Origin of the sequence: Fodinibius sediminis, from assembly GCF_900182555.1 — a bacterium.
Taxonomy (GTDB): Bacteria; Bacteroidota; Rhodothermia; order Balneolales; family Balneolaceae; genus Fodinibius; species Fodinibius sediminis.
This window is the reverse complement of the sequence record NZ_FXTH01000003.1, coordinates 86,188-111,863: the sequence shown is the minus strand read 5'-3', so window position 1 is coordinate 111,863 and position 25,676 is coordinate 86,188. Positions and strand designations below refer to the sequence as shown.

General features: G+C 49.1%; 27 protein-coding genes. 16 read left to right on the top strand and 11 right to left on the bottom strand.

The genetic code is table 11. The annotated features are described in order from the left end of the window. Window positions 1-10: 10 nt before the first annotated feature. Window positions 11-1,159, top strand: coding sequence for a methionine adenosyltransferase (metK, locus tag FN808_RS04365; protein WP_142713339.1), 1,149 nt, complete (start codon window positions 11-13; stop codon window positions 1,157-1,159). An 80-nt stretch (window positions 1,160-1,239) separates the two neighbouring features. On the opposite strand, the gene FN808_RS04360 is transcribed toward metK, so the two are convergent. Both FN808_RS04360 and FN808_RS04355 read right to left on the bottom strand, forming a co-directional pair. Next, window positions 1,240-3,852, bottom strand: coding sequence for a M14 family zinc carboxypeptidase (locus FN808_RS04360; protein ID WP_142713338.1), 2,613 nt, complete (start codon window positions 3,850-3,852; stop codon window positions 1,240-1,242). A gap of 155 nt (window positions 3,853-4,007) precedes the next feature. Next, window positions 4,008-5,144, bottom strand: coding sequence for a baeRF7 domain-containing protein (locus tag FN808_RS04355; RefSeq protein WP_142713337.1), 1,137 nt, complete (start codon window positions 5,142-5,144; stop codon window positions 4,008-4,010). Between the two features lie 184 nt (window positions 5,145-5,328). Between FN808_RS04355 and FN808_RS04350 the strand changes: the two genes are divergently transcribed. From FN808_RS04350 to FN808_RS18835, 4 genes are all read left to right on the top strand, one after another. Then, window positions 5,329-6,612, top strand: a complete 1,284-nt coding sequence (locus FN808_RS04350; RefSeq protein WP_142713336.1) for an Nramp family divalent metal transporter — start codon at window positions 5,329-5,331, stop codon at window positions 6,610-6,612. A 123-nt stretch (window positions 6,613-6,735) separates the two neighbouring features. Further along, complete coding sequence (locus FN808_RS04345) at window positions 6,736-7,266, top strand: DUF1697 domain-containing protein (protein WP_185958244.1); 531 nt, start codon at window positions 6,736-6,738, stop codon at window positions 7,264-7,266. A 105-nt stretch (window positions 7,267-7,371) separates the two neighbouring features. Continuing rightward, window positions 7,372-7,620, top strand: coding sequence for a WYL domain-containing protein (locus FN808_RS04340; protein WP_142713334.1), 249 nt, complete (start codon window positions 7,372-7,374; stop codon window positions 7,618-7,620). Between the two features lie 123 nt (window positions 7,621-7,743). Then, window positions 7,744-7,980 (top strand): hypothetical protein, encoded by a 237-nt coding sequence (locus FN808_RS18835; RefSeq protein WP_185958243.1) that lies wholly within the window; start codon window positions 7,744-7,746, stop codon window positions 7,978-7,980. Between the two features lie 78 nt (window positions 7,981-8,058). Here the strand turns inward: FN808_RS18835 and FN808_RS04335 are convergent, their stop codons facing one another. Both FN808_RS04335 and FN808_RS04330 read right to left on the bottom strand, forming a co-directional pair. Beyond that, window positions 8,059-9,597 carry a SulP family inorganic anion transporter gene (locus tag FN808_RS04335; protein ID WP_142713333.1) on the bottom strand — a complete coding sequence of 513 codons (1,539 nt, stop codon included), beginning with the start codon at window positions 9,595-9,597 and terminating at the stop codon, window positions 8,059-8,061. An 850-nt stretch (window positions 9,598-10,447) separates the two neighbouring features. Further along, on the bottom strand, window positions 10,448-11,068 hold the full coding sequence (locus FN808_RS04330; RefSeq protein WP_142713332.1) for a CGNR zinc finger domain-containing protein: 621 nt from the start codon (window positions 11,066-11,068) through the stop codon (window positions 10,448-10,450). Window positions 11,069-11,194: 126 nt separating this feature from the next. Between FN808_RS04330 and FN808_RS04325 the strand changes: the two genes are divergently transcribed. Beyond that, a complete protein-coding gene (locus tag FN808_RS04325) occupies window positions 11,195-11,758 on the top strand; it encodes a DinB family protein (RefSeq protein WP_142713331.1) in 564 nt (187 codons plus the stop codon). Window positions 11,759-12,665: 907 nt separating this feature from the next. On the opposite strand, the gene FN808_RS04320 is transcribed toward FN808_RS04325, so the two are convergent. Further along, on the bottom strand, window positions 12,666-13,571 hold the full coding sequence (locus tag FN808_RS04320; RefSeq protein WP_142713330.1) for a DNA-3-methyladenine glycosylase family protein: 906 nt from the start codon (window positions 13,569-13,571) through the stop codon (window positions 12,666-12,668). Between the two features lie 558 nt (window positions 13,572-14,129). Here FN808_RS04320 and FN808_RS18830 point away from each other — a divergent pair. Further along, complete coding sequence (locus FN808_RS18830) at window positions 14,130-14,270, top strand: hypothetical protein (RefSeq protein ID WP_185958242.1); 141 nt, start codon at window positions 14,130-14,132, stop codon at window positions 14,268-14,270. Window positions 14,271-15,063: 793 nt separating this feature from the next. Here the strand turns inward: FN808_RS18830 and FN808_RS04315 are convergent. Then, window positions 15,064-15,276 (bottom strand): hypothetical protein, encoded by a 213-nt coding sequence (locus FN808_RS04315; protein WP_142713329.1) that lies wholly within the window; start codon window positions 15,274-15,276, stop codon window positions 15,064-15,066. A gap of 78 nt (window positions 15,277-15,354) precedes the next feature. On the opposite strand from FN808_RS04315, the gene FN808_RS04310 reads away from it, so the two are divergent. Both FN808_RS04310 and FN808_RS04305 read left to right on the top strand, forming a co-directional pair. Next, a complete protein-coding gene (locus FN808_RS04310; RefSeq protein WP_142713328.1) occupies window positions 15,355-15,705 on the top strand; it encodes a VOC family protein in 351 nt (116 codons plus the stop codon). 160 nt (window positions 15,706-15,865) lie between these two features. Further along, on the top strand, window positions 15,866-16,291 hold the full coding sequence (locus tag FN808_RS04305) for a nuclear transport factor 2 family protein (RefSeq protein WP_142713327.1): 426 nt from the start codon (window positions 15,866-15,868) through the stop codon (window positions 16,289-16,291). A 122-nt stretch (window positions 16,292-16,413) separates the two neighbouring features. Here FN808_RS04305 and FN808_RS04300 read toward each other — a convergent pair whose 3' ends face one another. The 3 genes from FN808_RS04300 to FN808_RS04290 all read right to left on the bottom strand — a co-directional run bounded on the left by FN808_RS04300 (window position 16,414) and on the right by FN808_RS04290 (window position 18,183). Further along, window positions 16,414-16,638, bottom strand: a complete 225-nt coding sequence (locus FN808_RS04300; protein ID WP_142713326.1) for a hypothetical protein — start codon at window positions 16,636-16,638, stop codon at window positions 16,414-16,416. Window positions 16,639-16,860: 222 nt separating this feature from the next. Next, window positions 16,861-17,313 (bottom strand): carboxymuconolactone decarboxylase family protein, encoded by a 453-nt coding sequence (locus tag FN808_RS04295; RefSeq protein WP_142713325.1) that lies wholly within the window; start codon window positions 17,311-17,313, stop codon window positions 16,861-16,863. Between the two features lie 108 nt (window positions 17,314-17,421). Beyond that, window positions 17,422-18,183, bottom strand: coding sequence for a sigma factor-like helix-turn-helix DNA-binding protein (locus FN808_RS04290; protein ID WP_246068283.1), 762 nt, complete (start codon window positions 18,181-18,183; stop codon window positions 17,422-17,424). Window positions 18,184-18,504: 321 nt separating this feature from the next. Here FN808_RS04290 and FN808_RS04285 point away from each other — a divergent pair, with 321 nt between their 5' ends. Then, window positions 18,505-19,344 (top strand): bifunctional transcriptional activator/DNA repair enzyme AdaA, encoded by an 840-nt coding sequence (locus FN808_RS04285; protein ID WP_142713323.1) that lies wholly within the window; start codon window positions 18,505-18,507, stop codon window positions 19,342-19,344. A 782-nt stretch (window positions 19,345-20,126) separates the two neighbouring features. On the opposite strand, the gene FN808_RS04280 is transcribed toward FN808_RS04285, so the two are convergent. Continuing rightward, on the bottom strand, window positions 20,127-21,017 hold the full coding sequence (locus FN808_RS04280) for a DUF72 domain-containing protein (protein WP_142713322.1): 891 nt from the start codon (window positions 21,015-21,017) through the stop codon (window positions 20,127-20,129). Window positions 21,018-21,087: 70 nt separating this feature from the next. Next, window positions 21,088-22,071: a GlxA family transcriptional regulator gene (locus FN808_RS04275; RefSeq protein ID WP_142713321.1), complete on the bottom strand. Its 984-nt coding sequence runs from the start codon at window positions 22,069-22,071 to the stop codon at window positions 21,088-21,090. A 205-nt stretch (window positions 22,072-22,276) separates the two neighbouring features. Here FN808_RS04275 and FN808_RS04270 point away from each other — a divergent pair, with 205 nt between their 5' ends. From FN808_RS04270 to FN808_RS04245, 6 genes are all read left to right on the top strand, one after another. Continuing rightward, window positions 22,277-22,765: a DinB family protein gene (locus tag FN808_RS04270; RefSeq protein WP_142713320.1), complete on the top strand. Its 489-nt coding sequence runs from the start codon at window positions 22,277-22,279 to the stop codon at window positions 22,763-22,765. A gap of 28 nt (window positions 22,766-22,793) precedes the next feature. Further along, window positions 22,794-23,201 carry a VOC family protein gene (locus FN808_RS04265; protein WP_142713319.1) on the top strand — a complete coding sequence of 136 codons (408 nt, stop codon included), beginning with the start codon at window positions 22,794-22,796 and terminating at the stop codon, window positions 23,199-23,201. A gap of 58 nt (window positions 23,202-23,259) precedes the next feature. Further along, complete coding sequence (locus tag FN808_RS04260; RefSeq protein ID WP_142713318.1) at window positions 23,260-23,676, top strand: VOC family protein; 417 nt, start codon at window positions 23,260-23,262, stop codon at window positions 23,674-23,676. 98 nt (window positions 23,677-23,774) lie between these two features. Then, a complete protein-coding gene (locus FN808_RS04255) occupies window positions 23,775-24,446 on the top strand; it encodes a DUF899 domain-containing protein (protein ID WP_142713317.1) in 672 nt (223 codons plus the stop codon). 16 nt (window positions 24,447-24,462) lie between these two features. After that, entirely contained in the window at window positions 24,463-24,855 is a 393-nt protein-coding gene (locus FN808_RS04250) for a VOC family protein (protein WP_142713316.1), read from the top strand. Window positions 24,856-24,870: 15 nt separating this feature from the next. After that, window positions 24,871-25,626, top strand: a complete 756-nt coding sequence (locus FN808_RS04245; protein WP_142713315.1) for a DUF899 domain-containing protein — start codon at window positions 24,871-24,873, stop codon at window positions 25,624-25,626. The last annotated feature ends 50 nt before the right edge of the window (window positions 25,627-25,676 follow it).

Here is a 25,676-nt window from a genome sequence, read left to right as displayed (position 1 = left end):
TTTAGTACAGATGAAAAATCTCTTCACCTCCGAATCCGTATCTGAGGGACATCCGGATAAAATTGCCGATCAAATTTCAGACTCTATTTTAGATGCCATGCTTGAACAGGATCCAGAGTCCAGAGTTGCTGTTGAAACGCTGGTAACAACCGGCCTGGCCCTGATATCCGGGGAGGTAACCACCGAAGCCTACGTTGACGTGCAGGAACTTGTTCGACAGGTCATCCGGGATATCGGCTATACTAAAAATTCGTATCGCTTTGATGCCGACTCCTGTGGTGTACTTACAACCATCCACCAGCAGAGCCCCGATATTGCACAGGGCGTCGACGAAGGAAATGACAAAAAAATGGGGGCAGGCGACCAGGGCATGATGTTCGGCTATGCCACTGACGAAACCGATACCTATATGCCGATGTCGCTGCAGTATTCTCATGACTTGCTCAGGGAACTGGCCCGCATACGAAAAAAAACGGAGCTGCTGCCTTACCTGGCGCCCGACAGCAAGAGCCAGGTCACTGTTGAATACGGCGATGACGGACACCCAGCACGCATTCACACTATTGTACTCTCGACCCAGCATGATGAGGGGGTGAGCCAGGAACAAATCAAGCGCGACCTGAAAGAACAATTGATCGCAAAAGTTATTGATGAAAAGCTCATTGATGAGGAAACCATCTTTCATGTCAATCCCACGGGTAAATTCGTTATCGGCGGTCCCCATGGCGATACCGGGCTGACCGGACGGAAAATCATTGTTGATACCTACGGCGGGTATGGCGCACATGGCGGCGGAGCTTTTTCCGGTAAAGATCCATCAAAGGTCGATCGAAGTGCCGCTTATGCCGCCCGCCATATTGCCAAAAACATTGTAGCCGCCGACCTTGCCGAACAGTGCCTGGTTCAGATTGCCTATGCTATCGGGCTTTCTGACCCTGTCTCTATCAATGTGAATACCTATGGCACCGGCAAAGTCAGCGATATGGCACTCGCCAATGCCATCGAAACCACTTTTGATTTAACGCCGGCCGGCATCATCAGCCGTTTTGACCTGCAACGCCCCATTTACCGGAAAACGGCTGCCTACGGACACTTCGGCCGGGATGAGTTTCCCTGGGAAAAATTAGATCATACCGACAAAATTGCCAATGCGCTGTAGCGCAGGGCTGTGTTATTCATGAATTTCGGGGTACCACTTCTAAAATGGAGCTTCATTATGAAGCTCCATTTTTTTATTTATTAGTTACCCGAACTGCCGGCAATGGTTTGACCGAAGAACACCGCGTTCAGAAACAGCTTGTTGGTACCATACCAGAACGCCCGGAAGTTGGGGTTATCTGTCATTGATATCACCCGGCCACTCCCGGTATCACTAACGACAATGGCTGCGGTTCCGGACAGCTGTTTCAGGTTGTCATCGGAAATATAGCCGCTGGCAAGCGGCTCATCGGTATAGTAAAGAGGAGTGGCATAGGGATTCTCCGCTTTTTTCATAAAAAGCGTGCTGTTTCTAAACACCGTCAAGTCATTATCATTGTAACCGTAGCCCAACGGGTGCGTGAGATCAAGGATGGCATGAAAGATAGATCCCCCGATATACTGGGCGCCGCGGCTCTTGTTCATATCGGCATAGGCTTTGGGCTTCACTTCTTTGCTCCCCTCCAGGGTATCAGCTTCTGATTCCACAAATTTAATGTGAGCCAACCCCTGCTCCCGGGCCCAATTATTGGCATACTTGGTGGTGATAAGTGTCCCGCCGTTTTGAACCCACCTCCGGAGCTCCTCTACAGACTCATTGGCCAGGCCGTCATAACGGCCATTTACCATAACCATGACATTATACCGGCTGAGATCGGCTCTTGCTATACGGTTGCCGGGCAATAGGGTAGCCTGCATTTCATACCGCTGATCCAGCAGATGCCAAACTTCACCCACTTCATAGCTGCTGGCTCCCTCGCCGGACACGATGGCAACGGAAGGCTTTTCCAATATCTCAAAGCTTCCGCTTCCCAAATCGATCCCAGCAGAGGTAAGACCGGTGCCCATGCCATAAACCGTTACCCCATCCTGTTCCGCCGCCTGTTCAATCAGCTGGTGAATCTTTTCTCGGTCCGTACGCTGTGGACCCAGGGGGACCATGACGGTGCCGTAATCAAATGTCTTGACTTCCCCGTCGTCAAGATTCATCGTAAACGGCTTGGTGGCGACCTTTGCCCGCACCCCCTGATCCAGCAATCGGTACAGAGCACGGGGAGCATAATATTCATCCCATTCGAAAAGATAGGCATAGCTGCTTCTGCCGCCCACCACTTCGCCCTCCGGGAAGGAGGGGAGGCCTTCGACTTTGTCTCCCCTTGCAACCCCGCGCTCCACTTCAACAAAAGGCAGGTTGAAGGCATAGGGCATTGTCCATGTTGACACATCATAAAAAAGACTGTCGCTAAAGGTGGTGCGCCGTTCAAACAGGGCTTTTATAAACTTGTATTTCTTCTGGTCGGATGGCACTACGTAAGCCGAACCCGCTTCAAACGATTCGCCATCCACGTCAATATCCTCGGCCAGTTCATACAGCTCGATCCGGTGCCGTTTCAACATCTCCACAAAATGATGGGTTCGCGCCCGGTCATAAGGTGTTCCAAAGACATACGCCGCAGTAGAAGCCTCATCGCCGGCCTGCCTGGATTTTTTAAAAAAATCGCGTTGGTAGTTAAGGATATCCACACGCAGGTCCTGGGCGGCCTCGAGGGTGGAAAGAGAGGTGAGAAATTGATTTTTGATGGTGAAGGGGAATGTCAGCACTCCGTGAATACTCTCCTGGGCATGCCCCCGCGAGCTGGCCTGCTCAAACAGGATGCCGATTCCGCCATTCACATCCGGGTAGGTCGAACCCTTGCCGTAGTAAAAATCGTCGTAGCTTTCCTCGGAATAGTAAAGGTGCTGCTCCTTATCCAGCTTATCGGCATGGTAGCCGGCAATCGCTTTGGTAAGCTCCTGATTTTCAGGCGAAGTGATGGGATGCGTCCTGGACTGAATACCCGGCTGAAAAAAGAACGTGGCATTGGTACCCATCTCGTGATGGTCTGTCAAAATGTTGGGCATCCAGCGGTGAAAATTCTCGATGCGCCCCTGGCTTTCGGGGTGCTGGACCAGCATCCAGTCTCTGTTTAAATCAAACCAGTAGTGGTTGGTTCGTCCGCTGGGCCAGCGCTGGTTAAGTTCCATGCTGTTTGGATCGGAAACCACGTTTTTACTTTTATGCGTATTGGCCCAGCTGGCAAAACGGTTCAGCCCATCCGGATTCAGGCTGGGATCCAGTAAAACAATGCTGTTTGCAAGCTGCTGCTCGACCTCCCCTCCCTGTGCCGCAGCCAAATGATATGCAACGAGCAGAGAGGCATTGGCACCGCTCGGTTCATCTCCGTGGATGCTGTACCCCATATAGAGCACGATCGGCATATTCCCGGTATCCAGTTCTCCCGACCGGTCCGGGTCCGTCAGCGCCAGGTGCTCTTGCCGAATCCGGTCAATATTGCCATGGTTTTCAGGCGAGGTTATGGTCAGGTACAGCAGGGGACGGTCCTCATAGGTTTTCCCATACTCATGAAGCGTAACCCGGTCCGACGCTTCAGCCACCGCTTGCATATACTGTACCAGCTGGTCGTGGCGCACGTGCCACTGGCCGGGGACCGTGCCCAACACCTCTTCAGGCGTGGGAATTGAGGAGTCGTAGCTCGCTTCCGCGGGCAGGTAATATTCCATGGAAGCTTCGGCATCAGCCGGATTCTGGGCCCGGACTCCGGAAGAAAGCAGGAAAAAAGAAAGCGCGGCAAGGAGCGTAGAGAATCTCATCATATATAGTAGGGATCTGGATTTTTGCCCGTATGCGAGCTGTATGTTATGGAACAAGAAATATCAAAAAAACAGGATCTGCAAGCCCACAAACGAAAAAATCCCCGGAAGCATCTGCTCCCGGGGATTCTAATTACTTCCGGATGCCAAGGGCCGGTTCAGGCATATCGGAAGATGGCCGCTATGGCTGCTGAGTTCGGCATGTCATTTTTATCCAGCGCATATACATTACCGCTCTGTACGAGGGTCTTGATAGCCGCCATATTGATCAGGTCGTGTTCTCCATTCTTGGGACCGGTACTGTGGTGCACCACATCGCGCTCCTGGTCGAACCAGCCCCAGCTGTGTTCGCCAATGGGCACAAACAGCGAATCGACCTTACCATAATACGCAGCCTCTACAATCTGCGTTAAGTTATCCGATTGTTTGTCCGATCCGGAGAGATCTGCAAACCGGTCCATGTCCCTGTACATATCTTCAAGGAAATGGGATTTCACGATATTCCAGCTGCGCTGACCCACCTCTTCATCACTCAGCGGATCCGGATTCTCCGCAATTGCCTCATCGATGAGCCGGCTGTAATGATTGACCTTCCTATATTCCGCAACAGCCTGCTCAACCCCGGCCAGGATCAGCGGATCGTTGCGTTTTTGCAGAATCGAGGTCACTTCATTTTCTACCGTCTTCAGATAATTAATGATTTCCTGCGTGTTTGTATCCCGCGCCCCTCCCTGACCGTGGAATATGGCACGCCCCTTTCCCTGCCCGGAGTGATGCTGCAGGTGCGGCTCGTTGACATCATATTTCAGAAACTCATCGAGGCTGGTCGGTACATCCTTCAACGTGATGGGTTCGGCTGAATTGCGCGTGCATTTAAGCAGTCGAATATTCTTTTGGCTCAGTACCAGCGTGCAGAACGTTCCCTCAAGGGTAATCATCGGAATGATAGGAGTAATCAAGAAGTGATCACTGACCATCACCTGCTCCTTGAACCGAAGGGGCACCCGATAATAATCAAAGCTTTCTTCACTAATAAACAATGCCAGTCCCCTGTCATTGTGCTGCCAGAACAGGGGCTGGTCCAACAACTTTCGAGGCTCCTCCAACAGCTTTTCGATGCGCTTGTCTGACAACTCTCTTTCATCAAGCTGTGTCTGGGCCTCATTCAACAAATTTTTTAGCCGGATAGAATCTTGCTGAACCTGCTCGCCCGTCTTGTGGGTGGGAAGATAGATTGAGATACCAACATCATGTTGTTGCTTGGCAAGGTTAAGAATATTATCACGCGTAATCATATAAACCTCCACTTATTAATATTAACGCTGTATAGTAATTAACAAACAGTAACTGATAAGACAAGATTCAAATAGATCTTTTTTATTGATGCAACGTCTCATGAGTTCCCTTCCTTGTTTAGGTTTGTCATTTAATGTCCAAAATTGGTATATACCCTCAAAATTAAAATGAACTTTTTTTTGAATGACCGACGAAGGGAATAAGGCGAATACATTCAACTGGGATGGCATAAAAAAAAGCCTCGGTCCGGGCCTGCTGATGGCCGCAGCCGCCATAGGGGTATCCCACCTTGTTCAATCTACGCGTGCCGGTGCCACCTATGGACTGGCCATGGTCTGGGCCGTGGTGCTGGCCAATATTTTTAAATACCCCTTCCTGGAGTATGGCCCCCGTTATGCCATTGCCACCGGGGAAAGCATGATCGAGGGCTACAAGCGGCTGGGCCGCTGGGCCATCGGTATCTATATCATTTTTACCCTTGGTACGGTCTTTGTCATACAGGCGGCCGTCACCATCGTCAGCGCAAATCTGGCAGCGGAACTCACGGGCCTCGCCCTCTCCCCGCTGCTGTGGAGTGTGCTGCTGCTGATCATCTGTATCTTTCTACTCTTATCGGGACAGTACTCTGCTCTTGACGGGGCCATCAAACTGATTATGGGGGTACTGGCCGTATCGACGGTTATCGCTCTTGGGGCTGCCCTGCTGCAGGGGAACCAGCATGAGGCGGCCACGTTCTACCCCGATATCTGGGATGTGGCCGGCGTTTCCTTCCTCATCGCCCTGATGGGGTGGATGCCCATTCCTATTGACGCCGCCGCCTGGCATTCGCTGTGGTCGCTGGAGCGCCAGAAACAAACAAAGTACAGGCCGAACCTCCGCGAAAGCCTCCTGGATTTCAATATCGGCTATATCGGGGCCGCCCTGCTAGCCCTCGGCTTTCTTGGACTGGGCGCCCTGGTGATGTACGGAAGCGGCGAGGCCTTTGCCAGCAGCGGCACCGTCTTTGCCGGCCAGCTGATCAGTCTTTACACCGGCAGCCTCGGAAATTGGGCCTATACCGTCATCATCATCTGTGCCTTTACGACCATGTTCAGTACAACCCTGACGGTAGCTGACGCCTATCCACGGGTAATCAGCCGTTTCCTGGAGGTGCTGATGCCTGAGACTTTCGATAAAACAAATGCCCGCCGCTACTACCGCATTCTGCTGGTTATCATTCCCCTGTTCTCCATGAGCGTGCTTTATTTCATGGGCGATACGTTTACCTTGCTCATTGACTTTGCCGCCACGCTTTCTTTCTTGACCGCACCGGTGCTGGCCTATATCAACTACCGATTGGTTACAGCCGACCATGTGCCTCCGGAATGCCGTCCCCAACCATGGCTTAAAACACTCAGCTGGGGCGGCATCCTGTTTTTGTCCGCTTTTGCCCTGCTGTATCTCTACTGGATCATTCAATTTGGCTAGCCCGCCTTTTATTAATTACCTTTATGTTATTCACCGCTACAGGGCGGTATCCAATGCCGCTCTATCGGCCCGATCCCGGCCGTAAAAACAGTGATGTTAGTGCACGCACTTAGCCCGAACGATATGAAAACCTATATAGCACTGCTTCGCGGAATTAATGTTGGAGGACATCGCAAAATCAGGATGGCCGAGCTGAGAGAAATGTTCAGCGGGATGGGCCTTGCGGATGTACAGACCTATATCCAGAGCGGCAATGTGATTTTCAAGTCCCCGGATCGGCACGAAGCCGGCCTTGCCGCTGCAATACAACATGAGATTGCGGATACCTTCGGCTACAGGGTGCCTGTTATCATCCGGACCAAGGCTGACTTCGAAAGGACCGTTGAGCGCTACCCTTTTGAAGAGAAAGAGGGATGGAGGGGATATATCACCTTTCTGTCTGATCAACCCAGCAGCAAAAAGCAAGAAGAATTAGAAGCCCTCTCTACTGAAATTGAAACCTTCTGCATGGGCCCGCGGGTGGTCTATGTCCATGTGAACAAACAGGCTGCTGAAAAACCCCTTTTTTCCAGCAATTTCATACAGCAACGCCTGAATATCCCCTCCACAAATCGAAACCTGCATACGATAAGAAAACTGCTGGCACTGGCCTAAAATACGTAATCAGCAATTATGAACCGCATAGACTGATTAATCTCCCTGATTATTTAGCTGTAGGGGAGGTCGCGAACAACAATCGGGAAGCTGTACGAGCACAAGGTGGAACCGCTGGGACTGCTGCGAACAAACTACCGCATGTTCCGCATGGATCGCATCCAAAAGTACCGTCCCCGGCGATCGACTCACGGATACCACGAACATATGCTGAAAGCGTTTTTGGTACGGAGCCTGCAAAAAGAAACGGACCTTCGAAAAATGGTGGTGCGTTTTGATCAGAATATGATTTGCTACATCCGTTATAAGAAGTACTACCACGAGTGGTCTTCAGAAAAAGAGGTGGCGGGCTGAAGATGACTTTCCAGATCTCCTCTCATGAATACTTTTACCGCTGGCTGCTTATCCGGGGAGCCGGAATGACTTTGATCCTTAACTGGCAACCCAGGATATAACACTGGAACTACCGTGGAACCTATGCCGCTATTTCCTCACGAACGGGAACATGAAGCCAGGAAGACGCAGCAATCTTTGAAATACGTGCCTTCAGGGCAATTACCCATGAAAAAAGTATGGCTATGCAGGAACTATCGGTTTGCCTTTCATGAGATCCCGTACTGGGTGGAAACGGCACTCACCACCGATATGCTGGGCTTTACCAGACATCCTATTTCAAGTTCATACGGGCCCAGTGCTGATGATCAAACCTTTTAGGAACAGCGCCTTTAGGTTGTCACAGGTCGCAAGAGGGGAGCAGCCGTTTGCCCATTCTCTGCGGGCCGGTAAATGTTATTATGCCAACTCATCGGAAACCAGCTTGTACCGGGGATCCTCCCAGTAATTCACATCGATGATGGCCGAAGCATTGTCGAGCATATCCCGGCAGTCTGAACTGAGGTGCTTGAGATGAACCGTCTTGCCCACTTTGGCATAGCGCTCGGTGACTTTATTCAGCGCTTCAATAGCCGAGTGATCCACCACGCGCGATTCTTCAAAGTCGATAATTACTTCCTCGGGATCCTCATCCACCTTGAATTTCTCCTGGAAGAGTCCCACCGATCCGAAAAAGAGCGGACCGTAGATTTCATAGTGCTTGATGCCTTCCTCGTCAATGCGCTTGCGGGCACGGATCCGCAGGGCATTCTCCCAGGCAAATTTCAGTGCAGAAATAATTACCCCGATCAGCACAGCCACGGCCAGGTTGTGGAAGATGACCGTCACCAGGGCCACCGTTATCATCACTATGAAATCGGTGTGAGGCACATTTTTGAACATGCGCAGACTGGCCCATTCAAAGGTTCCTATCGCCACCATGAACATCAGTCCCACAAGCGCTGCCATGGGTACCTGCTCAATCAGCGAAGAACCCATGAGTACAAACAGTAGCAGCGCAACAGCCGCCACAACACCCGATATTCGGTTCCGCCCGCCTGAGCTAACGTTGATGATACTCTGACCAATCATGGCACAGCCGCCCATCCCGCCAAACACACCGCATACCGTGTTGGCGATGCCCTGTGCCACACTTTCCTTGTTGCCGCGTCCCCGGGTCTCTGTCATCTCATCAACAACGGCCAGCGTCAGCAGGCTTTCTATCAAGCCTACCAGCGCCATAATCAGCGAGTAGGGAAATACAATCATCAGGGTTTCAAGATTAAAGGGGACATCCGGAATATGAAAGGAGGGAAGCCCGCCCGAAATAGACGCAATATCGCCCACTGTTTTTGTGGGTATGCCCAGCGAAATGATGATTCCCGAGACCACCAAGATAGCTGCCAGCGATGCCGGTATAGCCTTGGTCAACTTGGGCAGAAAATGAATGATTGCCATCGTCAGCAGTACAAAGCCGAGCATTATGATCAGGGGAGTACCTGTAATCCAGTGCATGGCTCCGCCGGCCCCCTCGTATTGGAACTGTTTGAACTGGGCCATGAAGATGACAATTGCCAGCCCGTTGACAAAGCCGTACATGACGGCATGAGGAACCAGACGTATAAATTTGCCCAGCCGCAGGGCCCCGATGAGAATCTGGATAACTCCCATCAGGACCACCGCTGCAAACAGATATTCAACACCGTGTCGCGCAACCAGGCTCACCACGACCACGGCAATAGCCCCCGTAGCACCCGAAATCATTCCCGGACGGCCGCCCAGCAGGGCCGTAATGAGTCCGATGATAAAGGCTGAGTACAATCCGACCAGGGGACTTACTTCCGCTATCAGTGAGAAGGCAACCGCCTCGGGCACCAGGGCCAACGCCACCGTAAGCCCGGATAACACTTCGTTTTTCAGGTTATATTCGTAGTTCTTGAGCTGTTCGAGAAATACCATTCGTTATTGCCAATTAAACTATCATTATATGTTATGGGGGCTGTTGTCTGGATACAGGCGATCCCCTGCGACACCATCGGTTAGTTTCAGTTGTTCCTAAGTTCTTCTGACACACAACCTGGAGGTCCTTTTAAGGCGGGCAAAGATAAGGGTTATTTTCCGGATTCTGTATTCTTATTATCTTCCGAAGCCTGCTTACCAACTCCGGCGCAAACATTTTTTATATCTCCCGCGAATACTATGTAAAAAAATTGCATTCCATGACATTACAGGTTTTAAATGCTGCAAGGCCACCAGCCAAAGACCAGGGATCATTGAACTGGCCAATGAATGAAATGCAACACCCTATGAAATGCCAAAAATATCCCCGACAAGTTCCAGCAATTGATCTAAATGATCGGTTTTTTAATTGAATTAAAATATATTGCAAGTATTTTCAGAACTGCATCGGTGGAAACATGAAATCATCCTGCAGATTATTGATGATCCTACTGCCCAGTGTAGCAGTATGGTCGGCCTTGTCTACCATATGCCTGATGCATATGCCTGATGGGTTCCTTGTCCTTCACCGGCAGCAAAAGAACATTTTCATGACGTCTGGGATTGGCCGGACATGATCATGAATCCCATAAGCATAATCTTCCTTTACCGGCCGACAGCCACAAGCTCTAAGGGAAGGAGGGGGGAGGTATTCCAGGGTCAAACCCTATTCAAAACCAAAGATTCTGATTTCAATCACCTTAGCATAAGCCTGACGCCTGTTTGGCCTCCTATCAGTGGTAATTTATTTCTTTAACACTTAGAACCTAAAAACCCCGCTGAGGACCCACCAAATACGGGCGATGGAACCTCAGTCCTCTTTTTTGTTTTTGGTTCGATGATAGTACCGCTTTGCTTTTTCGTTGCTTCCGCAGCTTTCCATGCTGCACCATTTGCGGCTCCTGTTTTTGCTCTTGTCAAAAAAGAGCCAGCCGCAGGCACCACACGCTTTCACCCGCTCCAGCTTCCCGGAGGTGAGCAGCTCGTATGCAGATTTCAATACAGGACGCATGGGATATGCAAGGTCCTTCGGGCTATCCCATAGCTGCTCTACCTGCATTTCTTTATCTATCGTTAATTTCAGAAATCTCATGGCCTGCTGCAGTCGTGCATTGAAGGTATCCTGGGTATGCCTGTCCGGCATTTGTCCGTTTGCAATACACCGGAACAGCTCGTAGAATAGCCCACGCAGCTCAATGGCCTCCCGATGGACTCTGGCAGCCCCTTCTATATTTGATTGCGCAAGCAAACTAAGAGTTTCCCTCTCTTCAGAACTCATAAGGCCCGCCTTCTCCGACCATTCCAGCAGATCACTGTAATCCTCCAGGTAATCATAGGGATCTGGTTTCAAATAGTCGTGGACCGTATTTATAAAGTTCAGGCATAAAACCCCTCCGTCCAGGGGAAGTGTTTCTATGGAACGTTCTTTCATAGTCAAGCTGTGGATTCAAGTTTCTGCAATATACCCCGTTTTACTACTAAAATAAACTTTGGAGGTGATAATTTAGCTGTATATATTTTTACTATTGAAACTACTTTAGACAGTAAAGTAAATATTATGCATCCCGACCTGTCCCTGCAACAAATTGAAAAACAACTGGCCCTCGTCTTTGAAGGGGATCCCTGGTATGGCCCATCCATGCGCTCCATACTCACCTCACTTGATACCCGATTCCTGTTTAAAACGCCGGCCGCCGGCGTGCATTCTATTGCTGAGCTCCTGGCCCATATACTGGCCTGGCGGCGATTCGCTGAACAGCAGCTGCGCGGACAGACAGGGGAACTGCCGGAACAGGAAGAGACCTTTGACTGGTCACGGTTTTGCACCGATGCCCAAAAGGTCTGGCCGGTTATGCTTGACGAACTCAGATCCAACCAGCGCAGTCTCCTGGCCCTGCTGCGGCAATACGATGACACCATACTGGATCAGCGGGTGCACGGCAAACCCTACTCCTACCGCTACCTGCTGACAGGAATTATTCAACATGACCTCTACCATTTCGGCCAGATTGCCTATATTCAGAAGATCCTTACTCCAGAGAAAGATCGTAAGCCAGTCCCCGGCCTCTTAACCTACAGTTACCGGGTATTTCCCTTCGAAAACCTCTCACTGCTAAAATGAGTTTAAAAGTTTATTCCCTGCCTAACCGTCTCCCGCCGCTTCTGCAGGGATCAGACGAAAGAATAACCGTGAACCTGACTGTGACAGGGGGCTCCGGATGGATTTTTTTCAACCAGACCAACAATATTAATTCATCATTATGAACTACAATACCTTGGGCTTCCCCCTGCCAATTGGGACTGCCTTTTAATAATTCTCCGACCGTTCATAAGCCTATATAGCCTGCAGTGATAACTAACTAATTAATCACCTCTATAATTAAGCCAAAAAACTTTAATCCGGGCTTGTAATCCCAATATCGCCATCAATATCGTTTATAAAAGGAATAGAGCTGTTCTTCCATTATGTACGAGCGATTCACTTTTCATTTGAGTTATGCTATCAACTTTCTGATTAATAACAACCGACGAGTAACGACACATGATACCAGGCTTTCCGGGATATGGATCTGCGCTGATTTCCGAAGCTGCGTAGGCAGGAGTTTTTGTCTTTCGTTAGGGAGTGGAACCCATACAGCTTCTTTTTGAGAATTATTGGTAACGGTGAGTGGCGGACCAGCCATAAAGCCAGCAGACAAAAATGAAAGGAAGTAAGATTAAATCCTTTAGAGGGGGGGAGACGACGGGCTATCCGGAGATGGCGGTTGACCATAGTAGTTTAGCGGCCGCCTTAACCCACATTAGTATTCACTCCCAGCTTTTTTTCATTCTGCCCATCTCTGGCATTAAAGTGGCAAAAGCCAAATAACTATCCTATCCGATAATTACTATGAGCAGGCCATTCATCACTGCCCAAGTAGCAGAACACGTATAAAAAGATTCTTTGTTCATTGATTTTCATATCAGACTAAGTGACCACTCCTCATTTAAATACGCATCAACCGATCGCCTGAAAACACTCCATATCCTTAGCCCAAGCTCCTCCACAGGTAGATATTGAGGTACGACTCCCAGCCTTTAAAAGGGGCAAAGACTCTCTCAATTTCCTTTCGCGTGGGCTTGCGGTTCAATTCAAGCAGGGATGATACCGAGCTCTGCAGGCCGGTATCGCCATAGGTCACGCAATCGGTTCTGCCCATCGATTTCATCAGGACATAATTGGCCGTCCATTCACCGACGCCCCTAATTTTTAACAGTCGCTTCAACATCTCCGTCCGGTTTTCACAGCTGCCCAACTGCTTTTTCGTCATTTCCCCTTCAGCAAATTGCTGTGATATTCCTATGATGTACTCGGCTTTACGTCTGGAGAATTGGAGTTTTCTGAACGCACTGATTTCCAGACGGAACAGCACTTCCGGCTCCGGGAAATAGTAAAATGTTTTTCCATCATAAGTGACGGAGCGGCCATAGGCCTCTACAAGCCTTCGTTTCAACCGGTAGGCAAAAGAAAGATTAATCTGTTGTCCGGTCACACACCAGCACAGGGCCTCAAAGAGGTCGGGGATGCCCATTAAACGAAGCCCGTGGTAACGGTTGGTCATCCATGAGAGGTTTTCATAATTATTAAGTTTACAATAAAAGGGCTTTAAATCTCTTTTTAGGTCAAACCAGTCAATAATATAATTTTTGATCCCTTGCTCGTATTCTTCGGAGGTATCACCCAGAAGTATTTCAATTTTTAATTCGTCTTCATGATCGCTCACCCGAGTCAGGTAGCGATCGGCTCCAATCTTCAGAGCCTTATACACACTTTTTCTATTGATATCGATATGGTACAGGCAATCGTCATATCCCCGATCGAGGAAGTGCAGGCATTCCGGGAACGAAAATAGGTCTGGTTTTTTGAGGTATATGGTTTGTTCAGTTTCAGGCATAACCTCATAATAACAACCATCCACGCTTAAAATACAATCCGTAATATGCTTTTACGGTTATCATGCTAAGGCATCTTGCCTTTAGGTGGTCTAAAAGATTCAAAAATTTGCCGCCTTTAGCAGCGCAAGCCAATAGTTTTCACCCATATCATACAGGGAAAACCACAAAGCCTCTCTTGTAAATAAAGAGGTGAGAGCGGTTACAACGACCCTGGTGTTCTCATGTCCGGTTTTACAGCCTGCATAACTCGTCCCAACAAAGACAGGGATTGAGAGAAGATTCGGCACTTTCTATGACAATAACGCCGCGATCCTGTTCGCTATTCTAAAACTTACTGCCATAGTTCCCCCTGCTTACAAAGATTTTCTTCTATCAATTCAACCACTTTGTCTGGTCTTTACCGGCAGTGCTCCTCAAGTCGATTTTAAAGTCCTGCCAGCTATTTAACCATGCCAGCATAACTTCTTTATTTGGTACCTGGCGCAATCACAGCAGATCGAATATCACATCCAAGGCCGAGAATCAACAACAAAGCCCCTGCCTACCATCAGCAGATCTTGGGTGGCAAAGTGCATATCCGGGACCGTCATGATAATCCCAATATGGAAGTGCCGGACGAATATACCGACAAGGTGCTTCATGCCCGCTATCAATGCACCGGAAACATGATTATGGCAAATGATGTATTTCCCGGTTAATCCGCCCACAAAAACAGCGGCGATATAGCCCTGACGGTTTTTCCGGATGATACCGATAAAGCATGCGAAATATATGATGCCTTTGCCGAAGACGGTGAGGTGCAATTCCCTTTTGAAAACAGTTCTGGGGCGACTGGCTCGGAAACCTGACCGACCGCTGGATGATCAGCATGGAAGCGGGATAAGCGAGTGTAGGAAGATCTTGAAGGGGAATCTTCTACTCATAATATTAATACGTACTGCTGCATTACTATCATTTGCATAGCCGACTGCACTCTCTATAGCAGCCGCGAATGTTGTATCCATTGCAGGCCGAAAATATGACGGGCCCCTTAACCTAACTGGTCCAGCTGCAAGAATTGAACTGCATTATCATGGTGCCATTCCCGGGCTGAAATAGCCTCAGCAGATCAGCTGACAGTAAGAGGAAAATAGACCATCAGCAGGAAATACAGATGATAAATTTCAGGAGTCCTCATCGGCTTATCGCAGTAATTCAGAGGCTGCACCTGATCTCATACGAATATTCTCTCAAATCCTTGGCCTATTTTCTCCCAATAATGCCACCGTCATCCGGGATTTTCTGCATTAATGCAGTACAAATTCATTAACTATTCTACTAAATCAACACGCAGAACTTACAGCGATCCCTGCTTCCTGTCCCCATCCCAAAAAACGAATACCTCTATCGAACCCAGCACAGTCCATACCCGGGAATATCGATTTAGATACGGTAGGTGTCACGTTTTGGGCTATGTATCATATGTATTAAAGACACATTCAAACCACAAAATTAAAAGTCATAACGGTGGAAGAAAGAATGATATTTGAGGATATTAACTCTGCTCAAATGAAAGGACCGGTCTACAGGAGGAATAACAAGGTCATCGGAAGCCAACGCGCCGGTTGCAGTCACCAAATAACCGCTACCGGGCTGTCCCACAAGTGGTAAATACTCAACCAATGGTATAGCTGGTACTGTATTGTCCCCGCTGTTAGCTTCCATACAGCTGACGATAATTTAGCCCTATAGATTCAAGGTCGTTTGATTGCAAAATAAAATTTACAACCAAAGTTAAACAACATGCCAATTAGGAGAATAGTGCCAAATATAGAATCAGGAAATCCGGCAAAGAGCATTGAATTTTACCAAGGATTCCTGGGATTGAATGTTGCGATGGATATGGATTGGATCATTACTTTTATTTCAGAAAGCAACCCATCTTCGCAGGTAAATCTCATCCGCAATGATAAACCGGAAGTACCGCATCCGGACATCAGTATTGAAGTAGAGGATGTTGACCAAATATTTACAAAAGCAAAAGAGCAGCAACTGGAGATTGTTTATCCCCCTGCTAATGAGCCCTGGGGTGTGCGCCGGTTTTTTGTTAAAGATCCCAATGGAAAAATTGTTAATATTTTAAGTCATCTATAAAAAGCACCTTGCCACAGGAGGCTTCACATCAAGCGCAAAAGGCCTCCTTCTCGCTCCACCAGTTGGCGGTTTTTTAAAACAGCGGGATGTCACTGGAGCCGTCGTTTTCTGTTGTTTCTCAAAGAAATACTGTTTGTTCAAGTCAACTTGCAAATGATTTATGAATGAGATGAATGAAATCCAACATGTAATAAGCAAATTCGCCCATTCCTTTGACACAAAAGAATGGGAAAGAATGAGATCAACGTTGTCGGATGAGGTCCTCTGTGATTATTCCGATCTGCGCGGCGGCGTTAAAGATACCGTCGGCGGTGATGTCTATGTAGCAAAGCGGATGGAGGCGCTGGATAATATCCACACTCATCACCTGATATCTAATTATGAAATAACTGTTACAGGCGGTAAAGCCAGCTGCACTGCCTCTGCCATCATCTGGAGGAAAGCACAGGGCAAAGAGTTCAACACGCATGCACAGTATACGTTTGAGCTTCAAAAAAAGACGCACAGCTGGCGGATTTGTTCTATCAAGCAGGAAATCTACTGGAATAAAGGGGATCCCTCAATTCATTCGGGCGTACAAAAATAGTTAATAGTGAAGTTCCGCGGCCGCGGCTGCAGGTTCTTTTCACCGGACATCATTTTTGGAACTCCGAGGCCATCCATATCGAATAATGATCAATGCCCCGGGGAATCCCGAATCCAACGAATTTAATGACCCCGAGCAATGAGCTGGCAGGCGAACCCAAGTTCATTTATTAATTTCACAATCATTCTTGTACGAAGGTTGTACCCTTCCACACGCAGTATATTATCATGGTCATCCAGGTCAATGCTCCAATCATAGATGTTCTCCCTGAGCCTCAGGATTTCCAGTTTTGATGCCTGATCAGTGCCCTCAATATTTGTTTTAAAAACCAATACTCGGTTTCCCATTAGAATAACTCCCATTTCGTTTATGAATTCATTCACCTTGACGACGAGATGCAAAGCAGAAATGTGACATCTCTGAGAGGTCCCCTTGAGCCTGCTGTACAAAATGTCGGGCCAAGGGGAACCGTTTCGTTTGTGGAACAGCAGGGATCCTCTATCCATGGGGATGCATCACACCATCGCCAACCACTTGTTACTCCCGGGCAGATCCAGGATTTTATCAAATTATCCCGCTTCATATTGCCCAAGTGTGGGCAGGAAAGCAATATTAATGCGGTTAAAGGAATTAATGAGGGTAATGGCAAGCGTGAGATCGCCAATTTCAGAGTCTGAATAGAACGACTTCAACCGATCGACAAGCGAGTCTTTCACTTCATGCGACGCCACTTTTGTCAAGATCTCTGCGTACTCCAGAACGACTTTTTCTTTATCCGTATAAAATGGACATTCCCTGAAGGCAGGCAGCGAATGCAGGCGCAGAGCGTCCTCATCGTTGGCTAAAGCTTCTTTGTAATGCATCTCCAGACAGTAGGCACAGCCATTGATTTGGGAGACGCGGTAATTAACCAATTCCAGGAGTTTCGGGTCCAGTCCGGATGACTTCAGGTAGCTTACCATCTGGAGCAGGGGGTTCATCATTTCCGGTTTCAGATTATTCAGAGAAATTCTTTCTGTCATAACAGGTGGGTTCCTTTGGTATGGGATTTTGTTCAATGGTATGACGAGAAAGAAGAGGAAAATGTGACAACAATTACGTACTGGATGCTAAAAAGAAGAACCAAAAGATTAATCGGGGAAGCCCAGGTGCTGTATTTTGTGGGGATTTCGAATGACATAAATGCCTGCTATGAGGTTGTCCTGTATGTCTAAAGCTAACACTCCCGATATTCTATTGCCGCCTAATATAAGGATGCCGGGGCGCCGGTTAACCTGAGCCGGTTGCAATTCCATTTCTTTGGTTTTTTTACTGGAAAGGTGACGAAGAAAACGGCCGATTTTGTGAGAGCCAACGATCAGTTTGGGCGCGGCAGTAACTTCTCCCCCGCCATCAGAATACAGTATGGCATCGTTAGCCAACAGTCTCTCAATTTCTTGAATTTCACCAGTTTGCAGTGCCAGGATAAACTCTTCAGCTTTACGGGCGTCCCGGATTTCGGTAACCCGCGGCATGGGACGCTGTTCCTGAATATAGGGGCGGGAACGCTGGACAATTTTACGGCAGGTGTCCGGTTTTCGATCAATAATTTCAGCTATCTCTTTGAAGGTATAGCCAAAAATATCATGCAGGAGAAATACAGCGCGCTGCACAGGATTCAATTGTTCCATCAGGTGCAGGAAGGCAATGGTCAGGCTGTCGGTCAGCTCTGTATGGCTGTCGGGGACCTCCCAGCCGGAAGTTACTACGGGTTCGGGCAGCCAGGGGCCCTGGTACTGTTCCCTTTGGGAGCGGGCCGATTTCAACTGGTCGAGGCAGAGCCGGCTCACGACGGTGGTAAGATAGGCTCCGGGAGATCGGACAGCCGAATGGTCAACACCATTCCATTTCAGGTACGCCTCCTGTAGCCTCTGAAAGTCGGCCCAGCATCGAATAGGCTATTTTCAGCAGCCTGGGCCGCTCCCGTTCAAAACGTTCGGTAGCATTCATGGTCTGCCTTTTTTTCTGGTTGAGGGTTATACCATTATGACAAATGTAAGGTGAAATGTGTGACAATACATGTTTAAAAAAACTGTGACTGTATTAATATATCTTTATGCATAGCCGCCACTAAGATTTACAGGATCCCGGGTCAGGAGGTGATAAAAAGCAAGAATCGGGTTTCATGCGGGCCCGTTCGCTGTTACCTTGAACTAAAAACCCACAGAGCAGTCATGAAAATCGATTACAACCGTGTAGCCAAAGCTATCAAATACATCGATGACCACGCCACGGAGCAGCCGAGTCTGGATGAAATTGCAGAAGCCGTGCACCTGAGCCCCCATCACTTCCACCGCATGTTCAGGAAATGGGCTGGAATTACGCCCAAAGCGTTCCTGCAATACCTCAGTTTAAGCCATGCCAAAAGCCTGCTGCAGGCTAACCAAACCATAGAAGAAGCAACATTCCATACCGGGCTTTCCAGCAGCAGCCGCCTGCACGACCTGTTTGTCAATATAGAAGGGATGACCCCGGGTGAATACAAAAAGGGCGGGAAAATGCTACACATTAAGTATACGTTTACAGAAAGTCCCTTTGGCAGGATCCTGGTGGCATCAACGGGCAAGGGCATTTGCAATCTGCAATTTACAGATCATGCGCAGGAGGGCGTTCGGCTCCTGGAGAAAATCTGGCCCAATGCTGATTTCTCAAACTCCATGGATCATCACATTGAAAAGGTGGAAAAACTATTTGCTCATGACTCGGAGGATCTGGATGACATAAAACTCCATATCCGGGGCACAGATTTTCAGCTCAAGGTATGGGAGGCCCTGCTGCGCATTCCCTCCGGCCATCTGACCACATACTCAGCAATCGCAGGACGGGTGGAAAAGCCAAAAGCAGCCCGCGCCGTGGGCAGTGCCATCGGGCAAAACCCCATTGCCTACCTGATCCCCTGCCACCGAGTGATCAAAAAAGTGGGTAAAGTGGGGGAATACCGATGGGGCAGTACCCGAAAAAAAGCCATCATCGGGTGGGAGGCAGCCCAAAACGACCGGAGGGGAAGGAGTTAAACAGGGGAAATAATATTCCCTTTACATCAACCTCAAAATCAATGGAAAGTACGCGAACCGTGTTCTGGTACTGGAGGGTTTCAGGACCCCCGGTTCGGTTTGCCTTCCCTTGATATTCCAGCAATATGCCCAATCTTCTTTGCGTAAGTAAGAAGGAGGTATTGGAAACTAATAGACTGCACCCCTTGTCTTAACTGGACAAACCGCCACCCCAGACACGGAAACTGGAATCCTGTTTACGTGGTGAACACGCTGGATTAATTACCCGCGATGATCAGCTGGCGATAAATTCTCTACATCTGCCTATTTTCTTTACACACTTCTGTTTAATGCGTAAGTATCAGATATAGCTATTTGTGTTATCCGACTGGGAGTTACGATCTGAAGCCGATTTCAGCATCTATTGATCTAAAAGATTCAAACCCGGTAATTTGCAGCTACATGAAAGACTGATAGAAAAACAGATTTTTGCGGGACCGGGAAATCTTCGGCTTATCATTTTGGATGACGGGCGACTTCATCGGGAACCGCGCGAACATAATATCAAAGCCGGCGGTCTGCCGCCCGGCCTGTTGGATACCCTGATGCTGAACGGTAATAAAACAAGCTGCAGCAGTCGCTTTACTATTTCAGTCCCAGGATACAGTCGCATCTTCTCAGCCCCATAAAGCCCGAATACGGCTCCTCCCATGCCAACCGAATTAAACTAACTGGTTAGATACCTGTTCTTTAAGCTGCCCTGATCACCGTTAACATCTCAGTGTGGACTCGCCACTGATCGTTTAGAAAAGCTCGGACTGCCCGCCTCTTGATTTCGGGATATCCAGGTTGAGCCCCAGGCTTTCATTGAGTCGGCTGATAAAATGAGCGGCCAGCTCCGGTGATTTTTGCTCCTTGTTCTGGTGTACGAAGAAGTGGATGTTCTCCAGTCCCTGCCCGGTCCATTTGTCCAGCCGCTGCACCCAGTCATCCAGGCGCGTATAGTCGGTGGGATGGTTAGCCCCGACATAGCGGATAAACACCTCGTTATTGGTCAGTCGCATATGCAGCAGGTCGCGCCGGCCGGCTGTATCGGTTATTACATTGGCCACATCGTGCTCTTCCAGCAAGGCATACAACTTATCCGCCACAGCCGGATCATTAAACCAGTCGGAATGCCTGAACTCGATGGCCAGCGGCACCCCCTCGGGCCAGTATTCAACGAACTGCTGAACACGGTCAAAATACTTGGGCGCAAATTTACCTCTAAGCTGAAGGAAGGTGGTGCCCAGCTTTTCCCCAAAGTGCACGATATGGTTATAGAAATCATCCGTTGCCTCTTTAATACCCGACAGCCACTTGCGGTGGCTGATATAGCGGTTCACCTTGGGAAAGAACCGGAAACCCTCCTGCACCTTGCCACGCCAGGTTGCCATCTGATCGGCATCAAAGGTATTGTAAAACGTGGCATTAAGCTCCACCGCATTAAACTGCGATCCATAGTATTCAAGTTCGTCTTTGGTCCCCTTGGGATAAAAATTCTTCAGCTCCCTGCTGTTCCACTTGGCACAGCCCACATACACATTGAGCGAACCGATACGCTTTGATTCAGCAAGGGTGGCTGCAGTTCCCGGGTGGTCAGCCGGCAAAGAAAAATCCACCTGCCCCGGTTGATCGACGCTGCCAAATTTCATGATTCAATAACTGTATTTGAGTTAACGGCTCCCCAAATATATTTATAATCCCTCAATTTCCGTATAGCCTTTATAGCGCAACGGCCTCCTTATTATACTTGTCCCGGTACTCAACCGGGGTCAGTCCCGTAATTCGGCGAAAGAGGTTGCGGAACGATTTGCTGTCGGAATAACCGACATCATACATCACTTCTGTTACATTCTTGCGGGTCGTCTCCAGATCCTTCTTGGCGGCCTCTACCTTGACGCGCTGCTTGTATTCGGTTACCGTGTTATGGGTGGCCTTCTTGAACCGGCGTTCGAGGGTTCGGCGGCTGAGCGCCAGCTCCCTGGCCAGCTGGCTCACCCGGATTTCATCCTGGTAATGATCTTCAATATAATGCTGGGCCTCAATTATCTTCTGATCCTCATGATCCTTCTGCCCTTCAAAAATGATGAACGGCGACTGGCTCTCCCGGTCGATATCGATAGAAAAGGCTTTCGAAATCAGGATAGCGATCTCCCGCCCGGCATACTTCTCAATCAAATACAGCAGCAGATTCAGAAAAGCATACGCTCCACCGCTGGTATAGATGCCATCCTCCTCTGTCAAAATTTTCTCATCCACTACATGGACCTCGGGGTACATCTTCCGAAGGGCATCAACATGCATCCAGTGTGTGGCACACTGTTTGCCATTAAGCAGACCTGTGGCCGCCAGGAAAAATGCTCCCACACAAAGGCTTGCAACTTCTGCACCCTTTTCATACTGCCCGACTATCCACGGGATAAAGGCCTGGTTCCGGTCGCGGGCCGTACCGGGATCATCGTGAATGGCGGGAATGACAATAAGGTCGGTCTGCTGAACCTCGGCCATCAGGCAGTCCGGGGCTGCAGAAAAAAGACCCGTTGACTGCTCAACCTCCTTATCCAGGCCAACCATATGCACCTCAAAGGCGGGTGGCCGCTGTTTTTTTTCCAGGAGCTCGTTGACCATGTTAAAAATTTGATGCGTCCCGGCAATATTCACCAGGCTGGTATGGCCGCGTGGTATAAGTATTGACACATGTTTCATAACCTGTTCCCCTTATTTGATACGTCCGTTCCCTCAATCCTGCTTACCGTCGGATACGGAATAATTACTTACAGAATTTTACGCAACTGATTTGTCGCAATCAACCCGTGAAAATGACGTATTTGCACCACGCATCATATCAACCTTGCCATTATACTTATTTGTAGAACAAACAACGTAAAACTGCGAACAAGGGATTGGGATTATGAAAAACGCCATGCTGACCCAGTTTGACCTTCATCAGCAATTATATAACAACGTGCTGGATGGGTTCTCCGATGCCGAAAGCAACCGTCGCCTTCACGGGAACCGGCAGATGAACCACGTAAAATACCTGGCGGGCCATCTGCTGGACTCCCAATATGGGCTCGCCCTGATTGCAGGGGTTGATGTTACGCCCAGATGGCAGGAGCTGTTTGCCGGGCGGGGACAGTCGGAGGCCAGAGACGATGCCCCCTACCCTGAGTTGGAAGACATTAAAACCGAATGGAACAGCCTGTATAAACCCGTCAGGCAGGGATTGAGCAGCATAGCCCCCCAGGAGCTTAACAGTACCCCGCCGAAACCATTTGATCAAGTCGCCCGATCAACGGGCGAACTATGGGCCTTCATCAATCACCACGTGGCCTATCATATTGGACAGATCGGAATTCTCCGGCGGGGATTTGGCAAAGAGTCCATGCAATACACCTAAATCAACCTTCAACCCAATATTTGCTATTATGGCCAAACAAATTTACGTCAACCTGCCCGTACAGGATCTTGATCGATCCGTTGCATTCTTCAGCAGCCTGGGCTTTGAATTTGACCCACAGTTTACCGACGAGAATGCCACCTGTATGATCATAGACGACAATATTTACGTCATGCTGCTGGTCGAAGATTTTTTCAAGACCTTTACGCCCAATCCCATTGCCGATGCCACCCAGAGTACCGAAGCCATCGTCGCACTTTCCGCCGACAGCAGGGAAGAAGTGGATGAAGTGGTAAGCAAAGCCGTTGAGGCCGGTGGAACAACGCCCAATAAGAAACAGGACCAGGGATTTATGTACGGCTGGGGCTTCCAGGACCTCGACGGGCACCTGTGGGAAGTTATGTATATGGATATGGATCAGGCATCGGGCAATTAGCCTGATAGTTGGTTTCACAGCAGGTTTATTAGTTTAATTACAGACACAATAAATGATTATGAAATCGATAAATCCATACCTCACCTTCAAGGGCAGAACGGAAAAAGCATTCAATTTTTATCAATCAGTATTCGGAGGTGACCTTCAAATCGACCGGTACAGCGATCTCGATGACAATATGGGCGCTGTGGGCGATGATCTGAACCTGGTCGCAAACGCTGCTCTTTCCCTTGGTGCCGGAACGACCCTGTTCGGGTCGGATATCCTGGATTCCACCGACCAGAATCTGACAAAGGGAACTAACTTTTATATCAACCTGGAAACAGACACGGAAAAAGAAACCAGGCGGCTGTTTGATCGGCTGTCAGCCGAAGGAGAAGTCCAGATGCCGCTGGAGCAAACCGGCTGGGCCAAAAAGTTCGGGATGCTCAGAGACAAATTTGGGATTGGCTGGATGCTCTATTACACCGGTTAGAACTGGATGGGGGCTGCCGGATAGCGGAAGAATTTCGTTAACAGCCAGCCACCTCTGGACAATTAACACATGGATTAAATAATTAAAAAGGTCGTCATATGGATAGCGTACAATACTCACTCCCCAATGTGGTATCACAGCAGGAATGGCAGAAAGCCCGCAGAAAACTGCTGGAGAAAGAAAAAGAGCTGACCCGCCAGCACGACAAGCTCAATGCGGAGCGCCGGCGATTACCCATGGTTGCCGTTCAAAGTACCTATCACTTTGCAGGCCCCGAGGGGCAGATCTCACTAATCGACCTGTTTCACGGCCGACGGCAGCTTATCGTCTACAGTGCCATGCTCGAACCCGGGGCAGCCCCCTGCAAGGGGTGTTCTATGGTCATGGATAATATTGGTCATAACCTGGCACATGTAGCCGCCCGAGATACCTCCTTTGTGTTTACCTCGCCCGCACCCCAGGAAGAAATTCTGGCATTACAGCAGCGAATGAACTGGAATGCACCGTGGTACACTGATCCGGCCCGTCGATTTGCCGACACTTTTGATGCAGGCAAGGGTTTCGCCGTTAATGTCTTTATCCGTGACGATGCAAATAACATATACCGCACATACTACACCACCGCACGCGGGGCAGAGCTGTTTGATACTAATTTCAAACTGCTTGACCTGACTCCCTACGGACGACAGGAAAGCTGGGAGGACTCTCCGGAAGGCTGGCCGCAGACACCGCCCTACCAGTGGTGGAGGATGCACGATGAGTATGAATAATGAAAGAACAACCCCCATGATTATCAAATCAAGACAACTAAGCATTCCGGTAAAAGAGCTGGATGAAGCCCGGGAATTTTATACCCAGACGCTGGGGTTTGCCATCCGGGCAGACATTAATTTTTCGCCGGGATGGCGCTACCTGACCGTAGCCCCAAGCAAAGAATGTGAAACGGTACTTGAACTGCATCACGTCGATGATCCCGGTAAGCAGTCCCGCATCGGGAAATCACCTGTAATGGCCCTGGTGATGTTTGAGACCGATGACATTGAACGGGATTACAAAGCAATGAAGGCCCGGGGCGTCTCCTTTTTAAATGAACCTCAAGAGGTACCCGGCGGAAAAGGAGCAGGATTCATCGATCTATACGGCAACAAGTTCGATCTCTTCCAACCCATGGAACACTAATACTAAACGATCACCATGAAAAACACCAACACTCTGCTTCCGGAAATTGTCTCACGAGAAGAATGGCTAAAGGCGCGCAAAGAGCTGCTTGTCAGGGAAAAAGCACTAACCCGGAGCCGCGATCGTCTCAATGCTGACCGCCGCAACCTTCCCATGGTGGAGATAAAGAATGATTATACCCTCGAAGCACCCGGCGGAAAAGTCCGTCTGCTCGACCTGTTCAAAGGCCGCCGGCAGCTCATAGTTTATCACTTTATGTTTCATCCGGACTGGGCGGAGGGGTGCTCCAGCTGTTCCGCCTGGGCTGACCATGTTGCACGGGGACATCTTAACCATCTGCACAAGCGGACGACCACACTTGTGCTGGTTTCGCGGGCTCCCATTTCAAAAATAATTTCCTTCAAAAAAAGGATGGGCTGGACCCTGCCCTGGTATTCATCTTATGGCTCAGGCTTCAACTACGATTTTCATATTACACTGGATGAATCCGTCAGGCCGGTTTCCTATAACTACCGAGACCAGGCCACGCTGAAGCACCTCGGTTACCCCACAGAGGGTGAACGGCCGGGGATCAGCTGTTTCCTGCGAATCGAAGACACCGTGTACCATACCTATTCCACCTATGCCCGGGGGGTTGAACAAGTGGGGGGCGCCTGCTACTTCCTTGACCTCACAGCCCTGGGCCGACAGGAAGAGTGGGAAGAACCCCGGGGACGGGCGTCCGCTTTTGAGAGGAGGGCGGCAGTTCAAAATTCCGCCTCCCCTCTGTGAATGCGATCCTGAAGAGTAATACCGGAAAAGATTAGAAGAATATGAGAAAA